Origin of the sequence: Escherichia sp. KTE172, assembly GCF_000408845.1 — a bacterium.
Taxonomy (GTDB): domain Bacteria; phylum Pseudomonadota; class Gammaproteobacteria; order Enterobacterales; family Enterobacteriaceae; genus Escherichia; species Escherichia coli.
Genome location: NZ_KE137316.1, coordinates 888,687 through 908,676 on the forward strand (window position 1 = coordinate 888,687; position 19,990 = coordinate 908,676).

Here is a 19,990-nt window from a genome sequence, read left to right on the forward strand (position 1 = left end):
CTGTTTTCAAGTCTACGGTTTAAGTATTGGGCTTCCACCCTTCGGCTTCGTCGCCGTCAACCCTGTTATCGTCTGGTCACTCACAACCTTTAGAATTTTTTTCTAGCGGTCGAAATACTCCCCTTCCTCGTTGCTGTTCGTGCCATTAAGGCAAAAAATAAATCGTAAACTTTACCCCGCTTACGCCGATAACCCCGGTATTCGTTCTATACACGTCGCATGATTAAGGAAACTATATGGCTAGTATTTCAACGCTTGGGGTTGGGTCGGGGCTGGACTTAAGCAGCATCCTTGACAGTCTGGAGGCGGCAGAAAAATCTACCCTGACGCCGATATCAAAACAGCAAAGCTCTTACACCGCGAAACTGAGCGCCTACGGGACGCTGAAAAGTGCACTAGAGAGTTTCCAGACAGCCAACACAGCACTGAATAAAGCCGATTTATTTACCGCCACCTCAACCACCAGCAGTTCATCGGCTTTCAGCGCCACCACCACGGGCAGCGCGATTGCTGGGAAATACACCATTAGCGTTAGCCAACTGGCGCAGGCACAGACGCTGACAACAAAAAATAGTCAAAAAGACAGTAAAGCCGCCATCGCCACCAGCGATAGCGTACTGACCATCCAACAAGGCGGCGGTAAAGATCCGGTCACGATTGATATCAGCGCGGGTAACTCGTCACTTTCCGGCATTCGCGATGCCATTAACAACGCCAAAGCTGGTGTCAGCGCCAGTATCATCAATGTGGGAAACGGCGAATATCGTCTGTCCATCACCGCTAACGATACGGGCAGCAATAACGCTATGAAACTTAGCGTCAGCGGCGACAGCGCCCTGGAAAGTTTTATGGGTTACAACGGAACGCCGGGTGATAGCAGCAATGGCATGATTGAAAGCGTCACCGCGCAAAACGCCAAACTGACAGTCAATAACGTTGAGATTGAAAACAGCAGTAACACTATCAGCGACTCACTGGAAGATATCACCCTCAACCTGAATGACGTCACCACCGGTAATCAGACACTGACCATCAGTAAAGACACATCCAAAGCTGAAAATGCGGTTAAAGCGTGGGTGGATGCCTATAACACATTGCAGGATACATTCAGCAGCTTAACCAAATACACCGCTGTCGATGCCGGAGCTGAAAGTCAGGACTCCAGTAATGGCGCATTACTCGGTGACTCCACACTGCGTACCATCCAGACTCAGCTTAAAACCTTGCTCGCCAATACTCACAGCAGTTCAAACTATAAAACGCTGGCACAGATTGGCATTACCAGCGATGCCAGTACCGGCAAGCTGGAAATCGCGACCGACAAACTGCAAACGGCGCTAAAAAATGATGCCGCTGGTATCGGTGAAATGTTTATAGGTGACGGCAAAAGTACTGGGGTAACCACCGGCATTAGTAGCAACCTGACCAGTTGGCTCTCTTCCACCGGGATAATCCAGGCAGCAAAAGATGGCGTCAGCAAAACGCTGAATAATTTGACCGACCAGTACAACGCAGCCAGTGAACGTATCGATACCTTAATGACGCGCTATAAAGCCCAGTTCACCCAATTAGATGTGTTAATGAACTCGCTGAACTCCACTAGTAGCTATCTGACACAGCAGTTCGACACCTCAAATAGCAACTCGAAATAATCTTCAGGAGAGACTATGTACGCGGCAAAAGGCACCCAGGCCTATGCACAAATTGGCGTCGAAAGCGCCGTAATGAGCGCCAGCCAACAGCAGTTGGTCACCATGCTATTTGATGGAGTGTTGAGCGCACTGGTTAGAGCGCGCCTGTTTATGCAGGACAACAATCAGCAAGGCAAAGGCGTCTCTTTGTCAAAAGCGATCAACATCATTGAGAACGGACTGCGGGTGAGTCTTGATGAAGAGAGCAAAGACGAACTAACCCAAAACTTGATTGCTCTTTATAGCTATATGGTCAGGCGTTTGCTGCAAGCCAATTTACGCAACGATGTCTCCGCAGTCGAAGAAGTGGAAGCATTAATGCGCAATATTGCCGATGCCTGGAAAGAGTCTTTACTCTCCCCTTCTTTGATTCAGGACCCAGTCTGATGAACAATGCACCGCATTTGTATTTCGCCTGGCAACAACTCGTCGAAAAAAGCCAGCTCATGTTACGCCTGGCAACGGAAGAACAATGGGACGAACTCATCGCCAGCGAAATGGCGTATGTGAATGCGGTGCAGGAGATCGCACACCTGACTGAAGAGGTTGCCCCGTCCACTACGATGCAGGAGCAGCTCCGCCCGATGCTGCGCCTGATTCTCGACAACGAAAGCAAGATAAAGCAGTTATTACAGATTCGGATGGATGAACTGGCGAAACTGGTCGGTCAGTCATCGGTGCAAAAATCGGTGTTAAGTGCCTATGGCGATCAGGGCGGCTTTGTGCTGGCTCCGCAGGATAACCTCTTTTGAATCTTAATGAGCCGATGGCTCGCGAATAATCCGATTACGGCTACGCTTCTAATATTCCCCTTGAATGGAGTCGAAGAATGCGTAATCCCACGCTGTTACAATGTTTTCACTGGTATTACCCGGAAGGCGGTAAGCTCTGGCCTGAACTGGCCGAGCGCGCAGACGGTTTTAATGATATTGGTATCAATATGGTCTGGTTGCCGCCCGCCTATAAAGGCGCATCGGGCGGCTATTCGGTCGGCTACGACTCCTATGATTTATTTGATCTAGGTGAGTTTGATCAGAAAGGCAGCATCCCTACTAAATATGGTGATAAAGCACAACTGCTGGCCGCCATTGACGCCCTGAAACGTAATGACATTGCGGTGCTGCTGGACGTGGTAGTCAACCACAAAATGGGCGCGGATGAAAAAGAAGCTATTCGCGTGCAGCGTGTAAATGCTGATGACCGTACGCAAATTGACGAAGAAATCATTGAGTGTGAAGGCTGGACGCGTTACACCTTCCCCGCTCGTGCCGGGCAATACTCGCAGTTTATCTGGGATTTCAAATGTTTTAGCGGTATCGACCATATCGAAAACCCTGATGAAGATGGCATTTTTAAAATTGTTAACGACTATACCGGAGAAGGCTGGAACGATCAGGTTGATGATGAACTCGGTAATTTCGATTATCTGATGGGGGAGAATATCGATTTTCGCAATCATGCCGTGACGGAAGAGATTAAATACTGGGCGCGCTGGGTGATGGAACAAACGCAATGCGACGGCTTTCGTCTTGATGCGGTCAAACATATTCCGGCATGGTTTTATAAAGAGTGGATCGAACACGTACAGGAAGTTGCGCCAAAGCCGTTGTTTATTGTGGCTGAATACTGGTCGCATGAAGTCGATAAACTGCAAACGTATATTGATCAGGTGGAAGGCAAAACCATGCTGTTTGATGCGCCGCTGCAGATGAAATTCCATGAAGCATCGCGCATGGGTCGCGACTACGACATGACGCAGATCTTCACTGGGACGCTGGTGGAAGCCGATCCTTTTCACGCCGTAACCCTCGTTGCCAACCACGACACCCAACCGTTGCAAGCCCTCGAAGCCCCCGTCGAACCGTGGTTTAAACCGCTGGCGTATGCCTTAATTTTGTTGCGGGAAAATGGCGTTCCTTCGGTGTTCTATCCGGACCTCTACGGTGCACATTACGAAGATGTCGGTGGTGACGGGCAAACCTATCCGATAGATATGCCAATAATCGAACAGCTTGATGAGTTAATTCTCGCCCGTCAGCGTTTCGCCCACGGTGTACAGACGTTATTTTTCGACCATCCGAACTGCATTGCCTTTAGCCGCAGTGGCACCGACGAATATCCCGGCTGCGTGGTGGTCATGTCGAACGGAGATGATGGCGAAAAAACCATTCATCTGGGAGAGAATTACGGCAATAAAACCTGGCGCGATTTTCTGGGGAACCGGCAAGAGAGCGTAGTGACAGACGAAAACGGCGAAGCGACCTTCTTTTGCAACGGCGGCAGCGTCAGCGTGTGGGTTATCGAAGAGGTGATTTAAATCCATCCCCGGCGGCAAGCCGGGGAGATTTCATTACGGCAGTGGCGTCGGTAACGGCGCTTTATCCAGCGCGGCGGCACACTCTGCCGTCGGGCGATCCACACGCTCCATCGTCATACCATCGTACTCAATGGTGTTACCGTCACGCTCAACCTCGTACAGCTCACGTTTTACGGTAACGTTAGTGAGATCATCAGACATCAATGTCAACTTACCCGGCACGGCAATCACCCGCTGCCACTGACGGCAATCCAGGGTATCGCCCTCTTTAGTGACAATGAGGCTGCCTATCGCTTCCGGACTGACCAACGCACGTTGCGGCCCTTTGGTCTGCCAGTAACCCGTCAGCCAGTCCGGCGCGGGGGTTTTCACGACATTGTTATAGTTTTCGACTTCGGCACAGCCCGCCAGCAACATGAGCGCACCTGCAATTGCGAGTTTTTTCATCATTCGTCCTGCATGAGAAGAAAAGAGGATTGTGGCATTAAAGCCCTGATGTCGCCAGCCTTTCCAGGTTCAGAGAGAAATTTGATCTAACCATTATTTTTGTGAATTATTACCCCGAAAATAAATTTGCATGGTGTATGATTCGCGACTCTTGTTTCAAACCTTCTGAGTTCAGAGGCTACATTCATGTCATGGCAGCAATTCAAACACGCCTGGTTGATTAAATTCTGGGCGCCCATCCCCGCGGTCATCGCGGCGGGTATTCTCTCCACTTACTATTTTGGCATCACTGGCACCTTTTGGGCAGTCACGGGTGAATTTACCCGTTGGGGCGGTCAGCTCCTGCAGTTGTTCGGCGTCCATGCTGAAGAGTGGGGTTATTTTAAAATTATCCATCTGGAAGGATCGCCATTAACCCGCATCGACGGAATGATGATCCTCGGTATGTTTGGCGGCTGTTTTGCCGCAGCGCTGTGGGCCAACAATGTCAAACTGCGCATGCCGCGCAGCCGTATCCGCATTATGCAGGCCATCATTGGCGGTATTATCGCCGGTTTTGGCGCACGTCTGGCAATGGGCTGTAACCTGGCGGCGTTCTTTACCGGAATTCCACAGTTCTCGCTGCACGCCTGGTTCTTTGCCATCGCCACTGCCATTGGTTCATGGTTTGGCGCGCGCTTTACCCTTCTGCCCATCTTCCGTATTCCCGTGAAAATGCAGAAAGTTTCTGCTGCCTCACCGTTGACGCAAAAACCGGATCAGGCGCGGCGTCGTTTTCGTCTCGGGATGCTGGTCTTTTTCGGCATGCTGGGCTGGGCGCTGCTGACGGCGATGAACCAGCCCAAACTGGGGCTGGCAATGCTGTTTGGCGTCGGCTTTGGTTTACTGATTGAACGTGCGCAAATCTGCTTTACTTCGGCGTTCCGCGATATGTGGATCACCGGACGTACCCATATGGCGAAAGCAATCATTATCGGTATGGCGGTAAGTGCCATCGGGATCTTCAGTTACGTACAGTTAGGCGTTGAACCCAAAATCATGTGGGCGGGACCAAACGCGGTAATTGGTGGTTTACTGTTTGGTTTTGGCATCGTGCTGGCAGGCGGCTGCGAAACCGGCTGGATGTACCGCGCGGTAGAAGGCCAGGTGCACTACTGGTGGGTCGGTCTGGGCAACGTGATCGGCTCAACGATTCTGGCGTACTACTGGGATGATTTCGCTCCGGCGCTGGCCACCGACTGGGACAAAATCAACCTGCTGAAAACCTTTGGCCCGATGGGCGGCCTGCTGGTGACATATTTGCTGTTGTTTGCTGCTCTAATGTTGATTATTGGCTGGGAAAAACGCTTCTTCCGCCGTGCGGCACCGCAGACTGCTAAGGAGATCGCATGAAAAATATCGTTCCTGATTACCGTCTTGATATGGTGGGTGAACCCTGCCCTTATCCGGCAGTCGCAACCCTTGAGGCGATGCCGCAGTTAAAAAAAGGGGAGATCCTGGAAGTGGTGAGCGACTGTCCGCAGTCGATCAATAATATTCCACTGGATGCGCGTAATCACGGCTATACGGTGCTGGATATTCAGCAAGACGGGCCGACCATTCGTTATTTAATTCAGAAGTAATCCCTCATTCCCGCTGTGGCCCACAGCGGGAACATCGTTACCTCTCTATCACATAGATTTTACCCGCCCTCTCTCCTATTCTTTTCAGTGTGCTCTCAGGAGGTTTCTATGTGTGGACGCTTTGCCCAATCCCAAACGCGTGAAGATTACCTCGCGTTTCTCGCGGAAGATATTGAACGCGATATTCCCTACGATCCCGAACCTATTGGCAGATACAACGTCGCGCCGGGAACCAAAGTCCTTCTGCTCAGTGAACGTGATGAACACCTTCATCTGGATCCGGTTTTCTGGGGATATGCTCCCGGATGGTGGGATAAACCGCCGCTGATTAACGCCCGCGTAGAAACTGCCGCAACCAGTCACATGTTTAAACCGCTCTGGCAACATGGTCGGGCAATCTGTTTTGCCGATGGCTGGTTTGAGTGGAAAAAAGAAGGCGACAAAAAGCAGCCTTATTTTATCTATCGTGCTGATGGACAAGCTGTTTTTATAGCCGCGATAGGTAGCACACCGTTTGAGCGTGGTGACGAAGCCGGAAGAAGTTTTTGTAAGCCCGCTCAGGGTCTTTCAGTGACTGTTGCAATGGCTGTGAGGGCGAATCTTTAAGCCATTGCGTTTCAGTGGCATTTTTCCACTCAACCAACCAGGAAGCCATTTTCCCGTAAGGGATGTATTTATTACCGGCCTCATGATTCTCATTCTGAAGCGCCAGAGCACGATTGAAAACGAAACGACATGCGCCTGCGAAGCGCCTCATTCCACGCTCCTGTTGACCACCTGGTCTTAACCGGAATTTGAATGCCTGTAGTCGTTTCATGGGCCAAATCATACTTTGGCCTATGAAAAAAGAAACCGATATCCGACGCGGAAGGCATTGTGTTTTCCTGAAGCATGTTCACCTGGTCTTCGTTACTAAATACCGACGTCAGATTTTTGACCATGACGCGACAGAAAAACTACGCACTTACTTTTCAAATGTATGTGCTGATTTTGAAGCTGAACGGGTTGAAATGGATGGCGGACCAGATCACGTCCATTTGTTAATTAACTATCCTCCCAAACTGGCGATATCCAGTCTGGTAAACAGCCTCAAAGGCGTATCGAGTAGGTTACTGCGACGAGATCGACCAGATATTGCAGTCAGGTATTACGACAAAGGCGTTTTGTGGAGTCCTGGCTATTTTGTCAGTAGCTGCATCTTAACGTATCAACTAGATTTAATAACAACGATATCCGTACCTAACCGGATATCTAATGTCATAAGCATCCCTTTAATTATCCCCTCAACCTCTTGTAACTTTCCCACTCTTGAGCTCCACATAGTCCAAACGCCGGATGCAAAAAAATCACACGTGCATTTCTGAAATTGTGATGGAGGAAGATAGTATCAATTATATGTGCTTAGAAACGTCCCCGATTAGCGCAGAAGTCACCGGATTGTTCAGACTCCAATAGGTTGAGTATGCCGTATTTATTTTCCAAAATAAAAATCGATGCTGTTGCTCCTTCATAAAATACTTTTACTCTCTGGACGCTTTTCTTAGCTCTCTTGGTGTTATCTTAAAACGATTATGGAACCTTTCAGTAAAACGAGAAGGACACTTGTAACCATTTTCCCTGGCAATCTCGCTGATGGGTTTTACTGTCGTTTGTATAGCAGACAACGCATTATTTAACCTCACGTCGTCCAATATACTTTGAAAACTTACTCCCTCGCTTGCCAGACGGCGATGCAATGTGGAAACAGAAATGTAGAGATATCTCGCTACCTTGTTTGCTGTCCATTTTGTTCCAGGTTCGGATAGCATTAGGTTATAACAACGACTTATTAATGATTGTTTACTATCTGATAAAAGTAAACAATTAACATGATGTGCTCCTAATGAAAGTAGAACGCCCATTGCTAAGTGTTCCTGAATTTGCGTTGAGAAGCCTCGGGAAATAGATGTTTTTAGTTGCTCCCAACAATATATTAACTCGGGGTTCTGAGGTAAGCAGAAACCTGTCGTGTTACGAATTTGATCAGTTATCGCATAAAATTTTTGAAACTTTTCAATTAGATCAATGGGATAACAAAGCATTTCTGCAAGATAAAGACCTGCTTCTGGATAATTCGCAATATAAAATTCATATCCACAGGGAAATAATATTATCTGATTATTATCAACAGTTAGACTATGCGTCTCCCAATTGATAACTTTTTTTCCCTGACGGATACGACATAAAGCTGGCATAAGAGGCTTAACCCTGTGAATCTCATGATGTTTATGCATCCGTATTTCTTCAATCTTTAGGTTAGTCTTATCTTTTGCCAGCATACTCTTACCCTACTTTATCTCATAAACTGGTGTTATCTCAGCGGTTGCAATTTTATTGGCATTAAGCATATAACCAACTAACGCTCCGCTGGAATTAGAATCCACAGGAATTTTATCAGTTTTTAGAGCCCATACTTTAAACTGGTAATGATGGGGTTTATCTCCTTTGGGAGGACATGCTCCACCAAATCCTGCATAACCAAAATCATTTCGGCCTTGAACAGCACCAGTCGGAAGTTTTGTACCATCACGTCTTCCTGCATCAGCGGGCAAATATGTTACAGTTGCTGGAATATTAGCAACAGTCCAGTGCCACCATCCACTGCCTGTAGGAGCATCTGGATCATACACAGTTACGGCAAAGCTTTTGGTGCCTTCAGGAGCACCAGACCAGGTTAATGAGGGCGATGTATTACCACCTTCACACCCAAATCCAGAAAATACATGAGACGTTGTAAGTTGCTCTCCTGTTTTTATTTCATTACTAGTGACCTGAAATGCTGCGGCCTGCGCAGAAAATGTTATGAATGCCAATACACTTGAAACGATAAGTTTTTTCATAAAAACCTCATTGTTGTGACCTATCGTTATTTTATTTGATGTGCCTTGATCTCATTATGCATAAAGGCGCAATGATCGCGCAAATGCAATCATAATTATAAAGGTGCCCCGAACATTAGCCATAATATGCACAAATCAGATTCCTGTTATCTCAAGGATAATTATTTTTTAATGCGGTGCACTTCGTGACAACAAGTTAATGACTAACACACCGGCACAAATCAACATCATGCCTATGATAGCTGGCAGGTCCAGTCGTTGACCAAAAAATCCCCAGGAAAGCAAACTAATCAGAACGATACCGACTCCTGACCAGATAGCATAAGCAATCCCTGTAGGTATATAAGCCAGCGTCTGAGCTAATAACCAGAATGATGCACAATAGCAAATAATTGTGCCAACAGAGGGCCATAACCGTGTAAACCCCTCTGAAAACTTCATTAAGGTTGTACCAATGACCTCTGCAAGTATTGCGCCACCAAGATAAATATAAGGGTTCATAGCATATTCTTTCCTGTTCATACTGGAGAGAATTGTACTACAGTTTGAACACAACTCACTGTTTTCATCCTGGTGTATGTGTATCCAGGGGGCTCTGGCGTGGCAAGAGATAAAGGCAGGAACAATAATGATCAGAAGGAACCCCAGGCTAACGAAAGAGTTCACTCTTCCTGGGAGCAAAGCGAAGACAAAACATGTTATCGCGTTTACGGATCGTGGATGGCAGAAAACAACCAGGATCAGGTATCCATTTTAAACCAGAAATTGAGTGAGTTTGCCCATCCATGCCCCACGCTGTGGGATCGGATATAATTAAACAAGCATAGTCAACAGGTTACACAACCTACACCTGCATGGACATCACTTCCTGATACGCCGCCACCAGCTTATTACGCACCTGAATCCCCATTTGCATAGAAACTGAGGCTTTTTGCATATCGGTCATCACATCGTTTAGCGCCACGCCGGGTTCACCGAGGGTGAATTTTTCTGCCTGCGTGCGGGCGGCTGTTTGTGTATCGCTTATGCGATCGAGCGCGGCGTGCAGCTGCCCGGCAAAACTAATGGTCGGTTGCGGCAGTGATTCCTGCGCACGCGCACTCATCGCCGTAGCCTGTAACTGGCTGATAACCCCTTCAATCCCCTGTATCGCTGACATTTTCGTCTCCCGGATAATTTCTGATAGCAAAGCCTACCAGTAAGTCAATAAGACAAAGGCGCTAAATAGCAACAAAAAAACGGGTTTATTGGCGGATAGAAAAAAACGAAAGCACAAATAATGGGAGCGTCAATTTTTCGAGTTTGCTGACCCGGGAGTGAGTCTTGTTCCACTTTGCCAATAACGCCGTCCATAATCAGCCACGAGGTGCGCGATGAATGCGACTGCAGCCCAGACAAAATCTCTTGAGTGGCTTAATCGCCTGCGTGCGAATCCGAAAATTCCATTGATTGTTGCCGGTTCCGCAGCAGTGGCGGTCATGGTCGCACTGATCCTGTGGGCGAAAGCCCCCGACTACCGCACATTATTCAGCAATCTTTCCGATCAGGATGGTGGCGCAATTGTCAGCCAACTGACGCAAATGAATATTCCTTACCGCTTCAGCGAAGCCAGCGGCGCTATTGAGGTTCCGGCAGATAAAGTTCACGAACTGCGCCTGCGCCTGGCGCAACAAGGTTTGCCCAAAGGCGGCGCGGTCGGTTTCGAACTGCTCGATCAGGAAAAGTTTGGTATCAGCCAGTTCAGCGAACAGGTGAATTATCAGCGGGCGCTGGAAGGCGAGCTTTCTCGTACCATCGAAACTATCGGCCCGGTAAAAGGGGCGCGCGTACATCTGGCAATGCCGAAACCGTCTTTATTCGTCCGTGAACAAAAATCCCCTTCTGCATCGGTGACGGTAAATCTGTTACCCGGCCGCGCACTCGATGAAGGGCAAATTAGCGCTATTGTACATCTGGTTTCCAGCGCGGTTGCTGGTCTGCCGCCAGGAAACGTCACGCTGGTGGATCAGGGCGGGCATCTGTTAACCCAGTCCAATACCAGCGGGCGCGATCTTAATGACGCTCAGTTGAAATATGCCAGCGATGTCGAAGGCCGTATTCAGCGGCGTATTGAAGCGATCCTGTCGCCTATTGTTGGTAACGGTAATATTCACGCCCAGGTCACGGCGCAACTGGACTTCGCCAGTAAAGAACAAACGGAAGAACAGTATCGCCCTAACGGTGATGAATCTCATGCGGCGCTTCGTTCACGCCAGCTTAATGAGAGCGAGCAAAGCGGTTCCGGTTATCCGGGCGGCGTACCGGGGGCGTTGTCGAATCAACCGGCACCTGCGAATAACGCACCAATCAGCACGCCTCCGGCAAATCAAAATAACCGCCAGCAGCAGGCGAGCACCACCAGCAATAGTGGGCCGCGTAGCACACAGCGGAATGAAACCAGTAACTACGAAGTCGATCGCACCATTCGTCATACCAAAATGAACGTGGGCGATGTGCAACGTCTGTCAGTCGCGGTAGTGGTGAATTACAAAACCTTGCCAGACGGTAAACCATTGCCTCTCAGCAACGAACAGATGAAGCAAATTGAAGCTCTGACCCGCGAGGCGATGGGCTTTTCTGAAAAACGCGGTGATTCGCTCAATGTTGTTAACTCGCCGTTCAATAGCAGTGACGAAAGCGGCGGAGCACTGCCGTTCTGGCAACAGCAAGTGTTTATCGATCAGTTGCTGGCTGCCGGTCGCTGGTTGCTGGTACTGCTGGTGGCGTGGTTGCTGTGGCGGAAAGCGGTACGCCCGCAGCTAACACGTCGCGCCGAGGCGGTGAAGACTGTGCAGCAACAAGCGCTGGCCCGCGAGGAAATGGAAGATGCGGTGGAAGTCCGTCTGAGCAAAGACGAACAACTCCAACAACGGCGCGCTAACCAACGACTGGGGGCAGAAGTCATGAGCCAGCGTATCCGTGAAATGTCTGATAACGATCCGCGCGTGGTGGCGCTGGTCATTCGCCAGTGGATAAATAACGATCATGAGTAACCTGACAGGCACCGATAAAAGCGTCATCCTGCTGATGACCATTGGCGAAGACCGGGCGGCAGAGGTGTTCAAGCACCTCTCCCAGCGCGAAGTGCAAACCCTTAGCGCTGCAATGGCGAACGTCACGCAGATCTCCAACAAGCAGCTAACCGATGTGCTGGCGGAGTTTGAGCAAGAAGCTGAACAGTTTGCCGCACTGAATATCAACGCCAACGATTATCTGCGTTCGGTATTGGTCAAAGCTCTGGGTGAAGAACGTGCCGCCAGCCTGCTGGAAGATATTCTCGAAACCCGCGATACCGCCAGCGGTATTGAAACGCTCAACTTTATGGAGCCGCAGAGCGCCGCCGATCTGATTCGCGATGAGCATCCGCAAATTATCGCCACCATTCTGGTGCATCTGAAGCGCGCCCAGGCCGCCGATATTCTGGCGTTGTTCGATGAACGTCTGCGCCACGACGTGATGTTGCGTATCGCCACCTTTGGCGGCGTGCAGCCAGCCGCGCTGGCGGAACTGACCGAAGTACTGAATGGCTTGCTCGACGGTCAGAATCTCAAGCGCAGCAAAATGGGCGGCGTGAGAACGGCAGCCGAAATTATCAACCTGATGAAAACGCAGCAGGAAGAAGCCGTTATTACCGCCGTGCGTGAATTCGACGGCGAGCTGGCGCAGAAAATCATCGACGAGATGTTCCTGTTCGAGAATCTGGTGGATGTCGATGATCGCAGCATTCAGCGTCTGTTGCAGGAAGTGGATTCCGAATCGCTGCTGATCGCGCTGAAAGGGGCCGAGCAGCCACTGCGCGAGAAATTCTTGCGCAATATGTCGCAGCGTGCCGCCGATATTCTGCGCGACGATCTCGCCAACCGTGGTCCGGTGCGTCTGTCGCAGGTGGAAAACGAACAGAAAGCGATTCTGCTGATTGTGCGCCGTCTTGCCGAAACTGGCGAGATGGTGATTGGCAGCGGCGAGGATACCTATGTCTGATAATCTGCCGTGGAAAACCTGGACGCCGGACGATCTCGCGCCACCACCGGCAGAGTTTGTGCCAATGGTCGAGTCGGAAGAAACCATTATTGAAGAGGCCGAACCCAGCCTTGAGCAGCAACTGGCGCAACTGCAAATGCAGGCCCACGAGCAGGGTTATCAGGCAGGGATTGCCGAAGGTCGCCAGCAAGGTCATGAACAGGGCTATCAGGAAGGACTGGCCCAGGGGCTGGAACAAGGTCTGGCAGAGGCGAAGGCTCAACAAGCGCCAATTCATGCCCGGATGCAGCAACTGGTCAGCGAATTTCAAACTACCCTTGATGCGCTTGATAGTGTGATAGCTTCGCGCCTGATGCAGATGGCGCTGGAGGCAGCACGTCAGGTCATAGGTCAGACGCCAACGGTGGATAACTCGGCACTGATCAAACAGATCCAACAGTTGTTGCAGCAAGAACCGTTATTCAGCGGTAAACCACAGCTGCGCGTACACCCGGATGATCTGCAACGTGTTGATGATATGCTCGGCGCAACTTTAAGTTTGCATGGCTGGCGCTTGCGGGGCGATCCCACCCTCCATCCTGGCGGTTGCAAAGTCTCCGCCGATGAAGGCGATCTCGACGCCAGTGTCGCCACTCGCTGGCAAGAACTCTGCCGTCTGGCAGCACCAGGAGTGGTGTAATGACCACGCGCCTGACTCGCTGGCTAACCACGCTAGATAACTTTGAAGCCAAAATGGCGCAGTTGCCTGCGGTACGTCGCTACGGGCGATTAACCCGCGCTACCGGGCTGGTGCTGGAAGCCACCGGATTACAATTGCCGCTCGGCGCAACCTGTGTCATTGAGCGCCAGAACGGCAGCAAAACGCACGAAGTAGAAAGCGAAGTCGTCGGCTTTAACGGTCAACGGCTGTTTTTAATGCCGCTGGAGGAAGTGGAAGGTGTCCTGCCCGGCGCGCGTGTATATGCCAAAAACATTTCGGCAGAAGGGCTGCAAAGCGGCAAGCAGTTGCCGCTCGGTCCGGCGTTATTAGGTCGTGTTCTGGACGGCAGCGGTAAACCGCTCGATGGCCTCCCCTCCCCCGATACGACGGAAACCGGTGCGCTGATTACCCCGCCATTTAACCCATTGCAACGTACACCGATTGAACATGTGCTGGACACCGGCGTGCGCCCAATCAATGCCCTGCTTACCGTCGGGCGCGGGCAGCGTATGGGGCTGTTTGCCGGGTCCGGCGTTGGTAAAAGTGTGCTGTTGGGGATGATGGCACGTTACACCCGCGCCGATGTCATTGTCGTGGGTTTGATTGGTGAACGTGGGCGCGAAGTAAAAGATTTTATTGAGAATATCCTCGGTGCCGAAGGACGTGCACGCTCAGTGGTGATTGCCGCTCCGGCGGATGTTTCTCCGCTCCTGCGAATGCAAGGTGCCGCCTATGCCACGCGCATTGCCGAAGATTTTCGCGATCGTGGTCAGCATGTGTTGCTGATTATGGACTCCCTCACCCGCTACGCGATGGCCCAGCGTGAAATTGCGCTGGCGATTGGCGAACCACCTGCTACTAAAGGTTATCCACCGTCGGTGTTTGCCAAATTACCGGCACTGGTCGAGCGTGCCGGAAATGGCATTAGCGGCGGCGGCTCGATTACCGCGTTTTATACCGTGCTCACCGAGGGCGATGACCAGCAGGACCCCATTGCCGACTCCGCGCGGGCCATCCTCGACGGTCACATTGTGCTGTCTCGCCGACTGGCGGAAGCCGGGCACTATCCGGCTATCGATATTGAAGCGTCGATCAGCCGCGCAATGACGGCGTTGATCAGTGAGCAACATTACGCACGAGTGCGCACCTTCAAACAGCTGTTGTCGAGTTTTCAGCGTAACCGAGATCTGGTTAGCGTCGGCGCGTATGCCAAAGGCAGCGATCCGATGCTCGACAAAGCCATCGCCCTGTGGCCGCAGCTGGAGGGCTATTTGCAACAAGGCATTTTTGAACGCGCGGACTGGGAAGCGTCTCTCCAGGGGCTGGAGCGTATTTTCCCGACAGTGTCATAACCCAGGAGATAACGGCAGATGGCAGAACATGGCGCGCTGGCGACCCTGAAAGATCTGGCAGAAAAAGAGGTAGAGGATGCCGCGCGCCTGCTGGGTGAAATGCGTCGCGGATGTCAGCAGGCGGAAGAACAGCTCAAAATGCTGATCGATTATCAGAATGAATATCGCAATAACCTCAATAGCGATATGAGTGCCGGGATGACCAGCAACCGCTGGATCAACTATCAGCAGTTTATCCAGACGCTGGAAAAAGCCATTACTCAGCATCGCCAGCAACTTAATCAGTGGACGCAGAAAGTTGACATTGCCCTGAACAGCTGGCGAGAAAAGAAACAACGTTTGCAGGCCTGGCAGACACTGCAGGAACGGCAATCCACGGCGGCACTGCTTGCAGAAAACCGCCTCGATCAGAAAAAGATGGATGAGTTCGCCCAGCGCGCCGCCATGAGGAAACCTGAATGATTCGCTTAGCGCCCTTAATTACCGCCGACGTTGACACCACCACATTGCCTGGCGGCAAAGCCAGCGATGCTGCACAAGATTTTCTCGCGTTGTTGAGCGAAGCATTAGCAGGCGAGACAACTACCGACAAAGCGGCCCCCCAGTTGCTGGTGGCAACAGATAAGCCCACGACAAAAGGCGAGCCGCTGATCAGCGATATTGTTTCCGACGCGCAACAAGCGGATTTACTGATCCCCGTGGATGAAACACTGCCTGTCATCAACGACGAACAATCCACATCAACACCGTTAACCACCGCTCAGACGATGACGTTGGCTGCGGTGGCTGACAAAAATACGACAAAAGACGAAAAAGCGGATGATCTTAATGAAGACGTCACCGCAAGCCTGAGCGCCCTTTTTGCGATGTTGCCGGGTTTTGACAATACGCCCAAAGTGACTGATGCACCGTCAACCGTGTTACCGGCAGAGAAACCAACGCTTTTCACAAAACTGACTTCTGCGCAACTCACAACAGCACAGCCTGATGACGCCCCCGGCACACCAGCTCAGCCATTAACACCGCTGGTAGCAGAAGCCCAGAGTAAAGCGGAAGTCATCAGCACACCTTCGCCGGTGACTGCTGCCGCCAGCCCGCTAATCACTCCACACCAGACACAGCCACTGCCCACCGTCGCCGCGCCTGTTTTGAGTGCACCGCTGGGTTCTCACGAATGGCAACAATCATTAAGCCAGCATATTTCGCTGTTCACCCGCCAGGGGCAACAAAGTGCAGAGTTGCGTCTGCACCCACAGGATTTAGGTGAAGTGCAAATTTCCCTCAAAGTGGATGATAACCAGGCGCAGATCCAGATGATTTCACCGCATCAGCACGTACGCGCAGCCCTGGAAGCAGCGCTGCCGGTACTGCGTACGCAGCTGGCCGAAAGTGGCATTCAGTTAGGGCAAAGCAACATTAGTGGCGAAAGCTTTAGTGGTCAGCAGCAGGCCGCTTCCCAGCAACAGCAAAGCCAACGCACAGCAAACCATGAACCTCTGACGGGGGAAGACGACGATACGCTTCCGGTTCCCGTCTCTTTACAAGGGCGTGTAACAGGCAACAGCGGCGTTGATATTTTCGCCTAACGTCAGAGGTAGCACCGTAATCCGCGTCTTTTCCCCGCTTTGTTGCGCTCAAGACGCAGGATAATTAGCCGATAAGCAGTAGCGACACAGGAAGACCGCAACACATGACTGATTACGCGATAAGCAAGAAAAGCAAGCGATCGCTTTGGATCCCGATTCTGGTATTCATTACCCTCGCGGCCTGTGCCAGCGCAGGTTACAGCTACTGGCATTCGCATCAGGTTGCCGCTGACGACAAAGCGCAGCAACGCGTCGTGCCCTCCCCGGTCTTCTATGCGCTGGATACCTTTACGGTCAATTTGGGCGATGCGGATCGCGTGCTTTATATCGGCATAACCCTGCGACTGAAAGATGAAGCAACCCGCTCGCGGCTGAGTGAGTATTTGCCGGAAGTCCGTAGTCGCTTGCTGTTACTGTTTTCACGTCAGGATGCTGCCGTACTGGCGACAGAAGAAGGCAAGAAAAACCTGATTGCCGAGATTAAAACCACACTTTCCACCCCGCTTGTTGCCGGGCAACCGAAACAGGATGTCACCGACGTGCTGTATACCGCTTTTATTCTGCGATAACGACATGGGCGATAGTATTCTTTCTCAAGCTGAAATTGATGCGCTGTTGAATGGTGACAGCGAAGTCAAAGACGAACCGACAGCCAGTGTTAGCGGCGAAAGTGACATTCGTCCGTACGATCCGAATACCCAACGACGGGTTGTGCGCGAACGTTTGCAGGCGCTGGAAATCATTAATGAGCGCTTTGCCCGCCATTTTCGTATGGGGCTGTTCAACCTGCTGCGCCGTAGCCCGGACATTACCGTCGGGGCCATCCGCATTCAGCCGTACCATGAATTTGCCCGCAACTTGCCGGTGCCGACCAACCTGAACCTTATCCACCTTAAACCGCTGCGCGGCACAGGGCTGGTGGTGTTCTCGCCGAGCCTGGTGTTTATCGCCGTGGATAACCTGTTTGGCGGCGATGGACGCTTCCCGACCAAAGTGGAAGGTCGCGAGTTTACTCATACCGAACAGCGCGTCATCAACCGCATGTTAAAGCTGGCGCTTGAAGGCTATAGCGACGCCTGGAAAGCGATTAATCCGCTGGAAGTTGAGTACGTGCGTTCGGAAATGCAGGTGAAATTTACCAATATCACCACCTCGCCGAACGACATTGTGGTTAACACGCCGTTCCATGTGGAGATTGGCAACCTGACCGGCGAATTTAATATCTGCCTGCCATTCAGCATGATCGAGCCGCTACGGGAATTGTTGGTTAACCCGCCGCTGGAAAACTCGCGTAATGAAGATCAGAACTGGCGCGATAACCTGGTGCGCCAGGTGCAGCATTCACAGCTGGAACTGGTGGCCAACTTTGCCGATATCTCGCTACGCCTGTCGCAGATTTTAAAACTGAAACCCGGCGACGTCCTGCCGATAGAAAAACCCGATCGCATCATCGCCCATGTTGACGGCGTCCCGGTTCTGACCAGTCAGTACGGCACTCTCAACGGTCAGTATGCGTTACGGATAGAACATTTGATTAACCCGATTTTAAATTCTCTGAACGAGGAACAGCCCAAATGAGTGACATGAATAATCCGGCCGATGACAACAACGGCGCAATGGACGATATGTGGGCTGAAGCGTTGAGCGAGCAAAAATCAACCAGCGGAAAAAGCGCTGCCGACGCAATGTTCCAGCAATTTGGCGGCGGAGATGTCAGCGGAACGTTGCAGGATATCGACCTGATTATGGATATTCCGGTCAAGCTGACCGTCGAGCTGGGCCGTACGCGGATGACCATCAAAGAGCTGTTGCGTCTGACGCAAGGATCAGTCGTGGCGCTGGACGGTCTGGCGGGCGAACCGCTGGATATTCTGATCAACGGTTATTTAATCGCCCAGGGCGAAGTGGTGGTTGTTGCCGATAAATATGGCGTGCGGATCACCGATATCATTACCCCGTCCGAGCGGATGCGCCGCCTGAGCCGTTAGTGATGAATAACCATGCTACTGTGCAATCTTCCGCGCCGGTTTCTGCTGCGCCACTGCTGCAGGTGAGCGGCGCACTCATCGCCATTATTGCCCTGATCCTCGCTGCCGCCTGGCTGGTAAAACGGCTGGGATTTGCCCCTAAACGCACTGGCGTTAACGGTCTGAAAATTAGCGCCAGTGCTTCGCTGGGCGCGCGTGAACGGGTCGTGGTGGTCGATGTGGAAGATGCACGGCTGGTGCTCGGCGTTACCGCAGGGCAAATCAATCTGCTACATAAACTTCCCCCTTCAGCACCAACGGAGGAGATACCGCAGACCGATTTTCAGTCGGTCATGAAAAATTTGCTTAAGCGTGGCGGGAGATCCTGATGCGTCGTTTGTTTTCTGTCGCACCGGTCCTTCTCTGGCTGATTACGCCCCTCGCCTTCGCGCAACTGCCGGGTATCACCAGCCAGCCGCTACCTGGCGGTGGACAAAGCTGGTCGCTCCCGGTGCAGACGCTGGTGTTCATCACCTCGTTGACGTTCATTCCAGCGATTTTACTGATGATGACCAGTTTCACCCGCATCATTATTGTTTTTGGTTTATTGCGTAACGCGCTGGGAACGCCCTCCGCGCCACCTAACCAGGTATTGCTGGGACTGGCACTGTTTTTGACCTTTTTTATTATGTCGCCAGTGATCGACAAAATTTATGTCGATGCGTACCAGCCATTCAGCGAAGAGAAAATCTCAATGCAGGAGGCGCTGGAAAAAGGGGCGCAGCCGCTGCGTGAGTTTATGCTGCGTCAGACCCGCGAGGCGGATTTAGGGTTGTTTGCCAGACTGGCGAATACCGGCCCGTTGCAGGGGCCTGAAGCTGTGCCGATGCGCATTTTGCTCCCGGCCTACGTGACCAGCGAGTTGAAAACCGCATTTCAGATAGGCTTCACGATTTTCATCCCTTTTTTGATTATCGACCTGGTGATTGCCAGCGTGTTGATGGCATTGGGGATGATGATGGTTCCCCCAGCCACCATTGCTCTGCCCTTTAAACTGATGCTGTTTGTACTGGTGGATGGCTGGCAATTGCTGGTCGGTTCGCTGGCGCAGAGCTTTTACAGCTAGAGAGGCAAAATGACACCTGAATCGGTCATGATGATGGGGACTGAAGCGATGAAAGTCGCGCTGGCACTGGCTGCCCCACTGTTGCTGGTGGCGCTGGTCACGGGTCTTATCATCAGTATTTTGCAGGCCGCCACGCAGATCAACGAAATGACGCTGTCGTTTATTCCAAAAATCATCGCCGTATTTATCGCCATTATTATTGCCGGACCGTGGATGCTCAATCTGTTGCTGGATTACGTCCGCACCTTGTTCACTAACCTGCCGTATATCATCGGGTAGGCCG

General features: G+C 51.4%; 24 protein-coding genes and 2 pseudogenes. 20 read left to right on the top strand and 6 right to left on the bottom strand.

The window, feature by feature from the left end:
• Positions 1–236: 236 nt before the first annotated feature.
• From fliD to amyA, 4 genes are all read left to right on the top strand, one after another.
• Positions 237–1,652 (top strand): flagellar filament capping protein FliD, encoded by a 1,416-nt coding sequence (gene fliD / locus G434_RS19210; protein ID WP_000146831.1) that lies wholly within the window; start codon positions 237–239, stop codon positions 1,650–1,652.
• 15 nt (positions 1,653–1,667) lie between these two features.
• Positions 1,668–2,078, top strand: coding sequence for a flagellar export chaperone FliS (gene fliS / locus G434_RS19205; RefSeq protein ID WP_000270663.1), 411 nt, complete (start codon positions 1,668–1,670; stop codon positions 2,076–2,078).
• Positions 2,078–2,443 carry a flagella biosynthesis regulatory protein FliT gene (gene fliT, locus G434_RS19200; RefSeq protein ID WP_001057839.1) on the top strand — a complete coding sequence of 122 codons (366 nt, stop codon included), beginning with the start codon at positions 2,078–2,080 and terminating at the stop codon, positions 2,441–2,443. Before fliS ends, fliT begins: the two co-directional genes overlap by 1 nt.
• Positions 2,444–2,520: 77 nt before the next feature.
• Entirely contained in the window at positions 2,521–4,008 is a 1,488-nt protein-coding gene (gene amyA, locus G434_RS19195) for an alpha-amylase (protein ID WP_001245699.1), read from the top strand.
• Positions 4,009–4,041: 33 nt separating this feature from the next.
• Here the strand turns inward: amyA and yedD are convergent, their stop codons facing one another.
• Complete coding sequence (gene yedD, locus G434_RS19190; RefSeq protein ID WP_001296171.1) at positions 4,042–4,455, bottom strand: lipoprotein YedD; 414 nt, start codon at positions 4,453–4,455, stop codon at positions 4,042–4,044.
• A gap of 186 nt (positions 4,456–4,641) precedes the next feature.
• Here yedD and yedE point away from each other — a divergent pair, with 186 nt between their 5' ends.
• The 3 genes and pseudogenes from yedE to G434_RS19175 form a co-directional block, all read left to right on the top strand.
• A complete protein-coding gene (gene yedE, locus G434_RS19185; RefSeq protein ID WP_000118897.1) occupies positions 4,642–5,847 on the top strand; it encodes a selenium metabolism membrane protein YedE/FdhT in 1,206 nt (401 codons plus the stop codon).
• On the top strand, positions 5,844–6,077 hold the full coding sequence (gene yedF, locus G434_RS19180) for a sulfurtransferase-like selenium metabolism protein YedF (RefSeq protein ID WP_000790504.1): 234 nt from the start codon (positions 5,844–5,846) through the stop codon (positions 6,075–6,077). The genes yedE and yedF overlap by 4 nt, the downstream gene beginning before the upstream one ends.
• 108 nt (positions 6,078–6,185) lie before the next feature.
• Positions 6,186–6,611 (top strand): annotated as a pseudogene (locus tag G434_RS19175) (SOS response-associated peptidase family protein); the annotation flags it as partial.
• Here G434_RS19175 and G434_RS27110 read toward each other — a convergent pair.
• Positions 6,604–6,894 (bottom strand): annotated as a pseudogene (locus G434_RS27110) (helix-turn-helix domain-containing protein); the annotation flags it as partial. The pseudogenes G434_RS19175 and G434_RS27110 overlap by 8 nt on opposite strands.
• Before the next feature lie 22 nt (positions 6,895–6,916).
• On the opposite strand from G434_RS27110, the gene tnpA reads away from it, so the two are divergent.
• The gene (gene tnpA, locus G434_RS19170) at positions 6,917–7,441 is read left to right on the top strand and encodes an IS200/IS605 family transposase (RefSeq protein WP_001347174.1); all 525 of its coding nucleotides are present in this window, start codon (positions 6,917–6,919) and stop codon (positions 7,439–7,441) included.
• 156 nt (positions 7,442–7,597) lie between these two features.
• Here tnpA and G434_RS19165 read toward each other — a convergent pair whose 3' ends face one another.
• From G434_RS19165 to fliE, 4 genes are all read right to left on the bottom strand, one after another.
• Complete coding sequence (locus G434_RS19165; protein ID WP_000879824.1) at positions 7,598–8,395, bottom strand: helix-turn-helix transcriptional regulator; 798 nt, start codon at positions 8,393–8,395, stop codon at positions 7,598–7,600.
• Between the two features lie 9 nt (positions 8,396–8,404).
• Positions 8,405–8,956 carry a Raf kinase inhibitor-like protein YbcL gene (gene ybcL / locus G434_RS19160; RefSeq protein WP_001310919.1) on the bottom strand — a complete coding sequence of 184 codons (552 nt, stop codon included), beginning with the start codon at positions 8,954–8,956 and terminating at the stop codon, positions 8,405–8,407.
• 168 nt (positions 8,957–9,124) lie between these two features.
• On the bottom strand, positions 9,125–9,457 hold the full coding sequence (gene emrE / locus G434_RS19155) for a multidrug efflux SMR transporter EmrE (protein ID WP_001070440.1): 333 nt from the start codon (positions 9,455–9,457) through the stop codon (positions 9,125–9,127).
• Positions 9,458–9,800: 343 nt separating this feature from the next.
• Entirely contained in the window at positions 9,801–10,115 is a 315-nt protein-coding gene (gene fliE, locus G434_RS19150; RefSeq protein ID WP_001274299.1) for a flagellar hook-basal body complex protein FliE, read from the bottom strand.
• A gap of 214 nt (positions 10,116–10,329) precedes the next feature.
• Here fliE and fliF point away from each other — a divergent pair, with 214 nt between their 5' ends.
• The 12 genes from fliF to fliQ all read left to right on the top strand — a co-directional run bounded on the left by fliF (position 10,330) and on the right by fliQ (position 19,986).
• Positions 10,330–11,988, top strand: a complete 1,659-nt coding sequence (gene fliF, locus G434_RS19145) for a flagellar basal-body MS-ring/collar protein FliF (protein ID WP_000994425.1) — start codon at positions 10,330–10,332, stop codon at positions 11,986–11,988.
• The gene (gene fliG, locus G434_RS19140) at positions 11,981–12,976 is read left to right on the top strand and encodes a flagellar motor switch protein FliG (RefSeq protein WP_000067950.1); all 996 of its coding nucleotides are present in this window, start codon (positions 11,981–11,983) and stop codon (positions 12,974–12,976) included. Before fliF ends, fliG begins: the two co-directional genes overlap by 8 nt.
• Positions 12,969–13,655: a flagellar assembly protein FliH gene (fliH, locus tag G434_RS19135; protein WP_001282677.1), complete on the top strand. Its 687-nt coding sequence runs from the start codon at positions 12,969–12,971 to the stop codon at positions 13,653–13,655. The genes fliG and fliH overlap by 8 nt, the downstream gene beginning before the upstream one ends.
• Positions 13,655–15,028, top strand: coding sequence for a flagellar protein export ATPase FliI (gene fliI / locus G434_RS19130; RefSeq protein ID WP_000213308.1), 1,374 nt, complete (start codon positions 13,655–13,657; stop codon positions 15,026–15,028). Before fliH ends, fliI begins: the two co-directional genes overlap by 1 nt.
• 18 nt (positions 15,029–15,046) lie before the next feature.
• Positions 15,047–15,490 carry a flagellar export protein FliJ gene (fliJ, locus tag G434_RS19125; RefSeq protein ID WP_000807584.1) on the top strand — a complete coding sequence of 148 codons (444 nt, stop codon included), beginning with the start codon at positions 15,047–15,049 and terminating at the stop codon, positions 15,488–15,490.
• A complete protein-coding gene (locus tag G434_RS19120; protein WP_000620069.1) occupies positions 15,487–16,614 on the top strand; it encodes a flagellar hook-length control protein FliK in 1,128 nt (375 codons plus the stop codon). Before fliJ ends, G434_RS19120 begins: the two co-directional genes overlap by 4 nt.
• A gap of 104 nt (positions 16,615–16,718) precedes the next feature.
• Positions 16,719–17,183, top strand: a complete 465-nt coding sequence (gene fliL / locus G434_RS19115) for a flagellar basal body-associated protein FliL (RefSeq protein WP_000133106.1) — start codon at positions 16,719–16,721, stop codon at positions 17,181–17,183.
• 4 nt (positions 17,184–17,187) lie between these two features.
• A complete protein-coding gene (fliM, locus tag G434_RS19110; protein WP_001295641.1) occupies positions 17,188–18,192 on the top strand; it encodes a flagellar motor switch protein FliM in 1,005 nt (334 codons plus the stop codon).
• On the top strand, positions 18,189–18,602 hold the full coding sequence (gene fliN, locus G434_RS19105) for a flagellar motor switch protein FliN (protein WP_001282103.1): 414 nt from the start codon (positions 18,189–18,191) through the stop codon (positions 18,600–18,602). Before fliM ends, fliN begins: the two co-directional genes overlap by 4 nt.
• 2 nt (positions 18,603–18,604) lie before the next feature.
• Positions 18,605–18,970 carry a flagellar biosynthetic protein FliO gene (gene fliO, locus G434_RS19100; protein ID WP_001313947.1) on the top strand — a complete coding sequence of 122 codons (366 nt, stop codon included), beginning with the start codon at positions 18,605–18,607 and terminating at the stop codon, positions 18,968–18,970.
• Positions 18,970–19,707 (top strand): flagellar type III secretion system pore protein FliP, encoded by a 738-nt coding sequence (fliP, locus tag G434_RS19095; protein WP_001253318.1) that lies wholly within the window; start codon positions 18,970–18,972, stop codon positions 19,705–19,707. Before fliO ends, fliP begins: the two co-directional genes overlap by 1 nt.
• 9 nt (positions 19,708–19,716) lie before the next feature.
• On the top strand, positions 19,717–19,986 hold the full coding sequence (gene fliQ, locus G434_RS19090) for a flagellar biosynthesis protein FliQ (protein WP_000187358.1): 270 nt from the start codon (positions 19,717–19,719) through the stop codon (positions 19,984–19,986).
• Positions 19,987–19,990 lie beyond the last annotated feature (4 nt).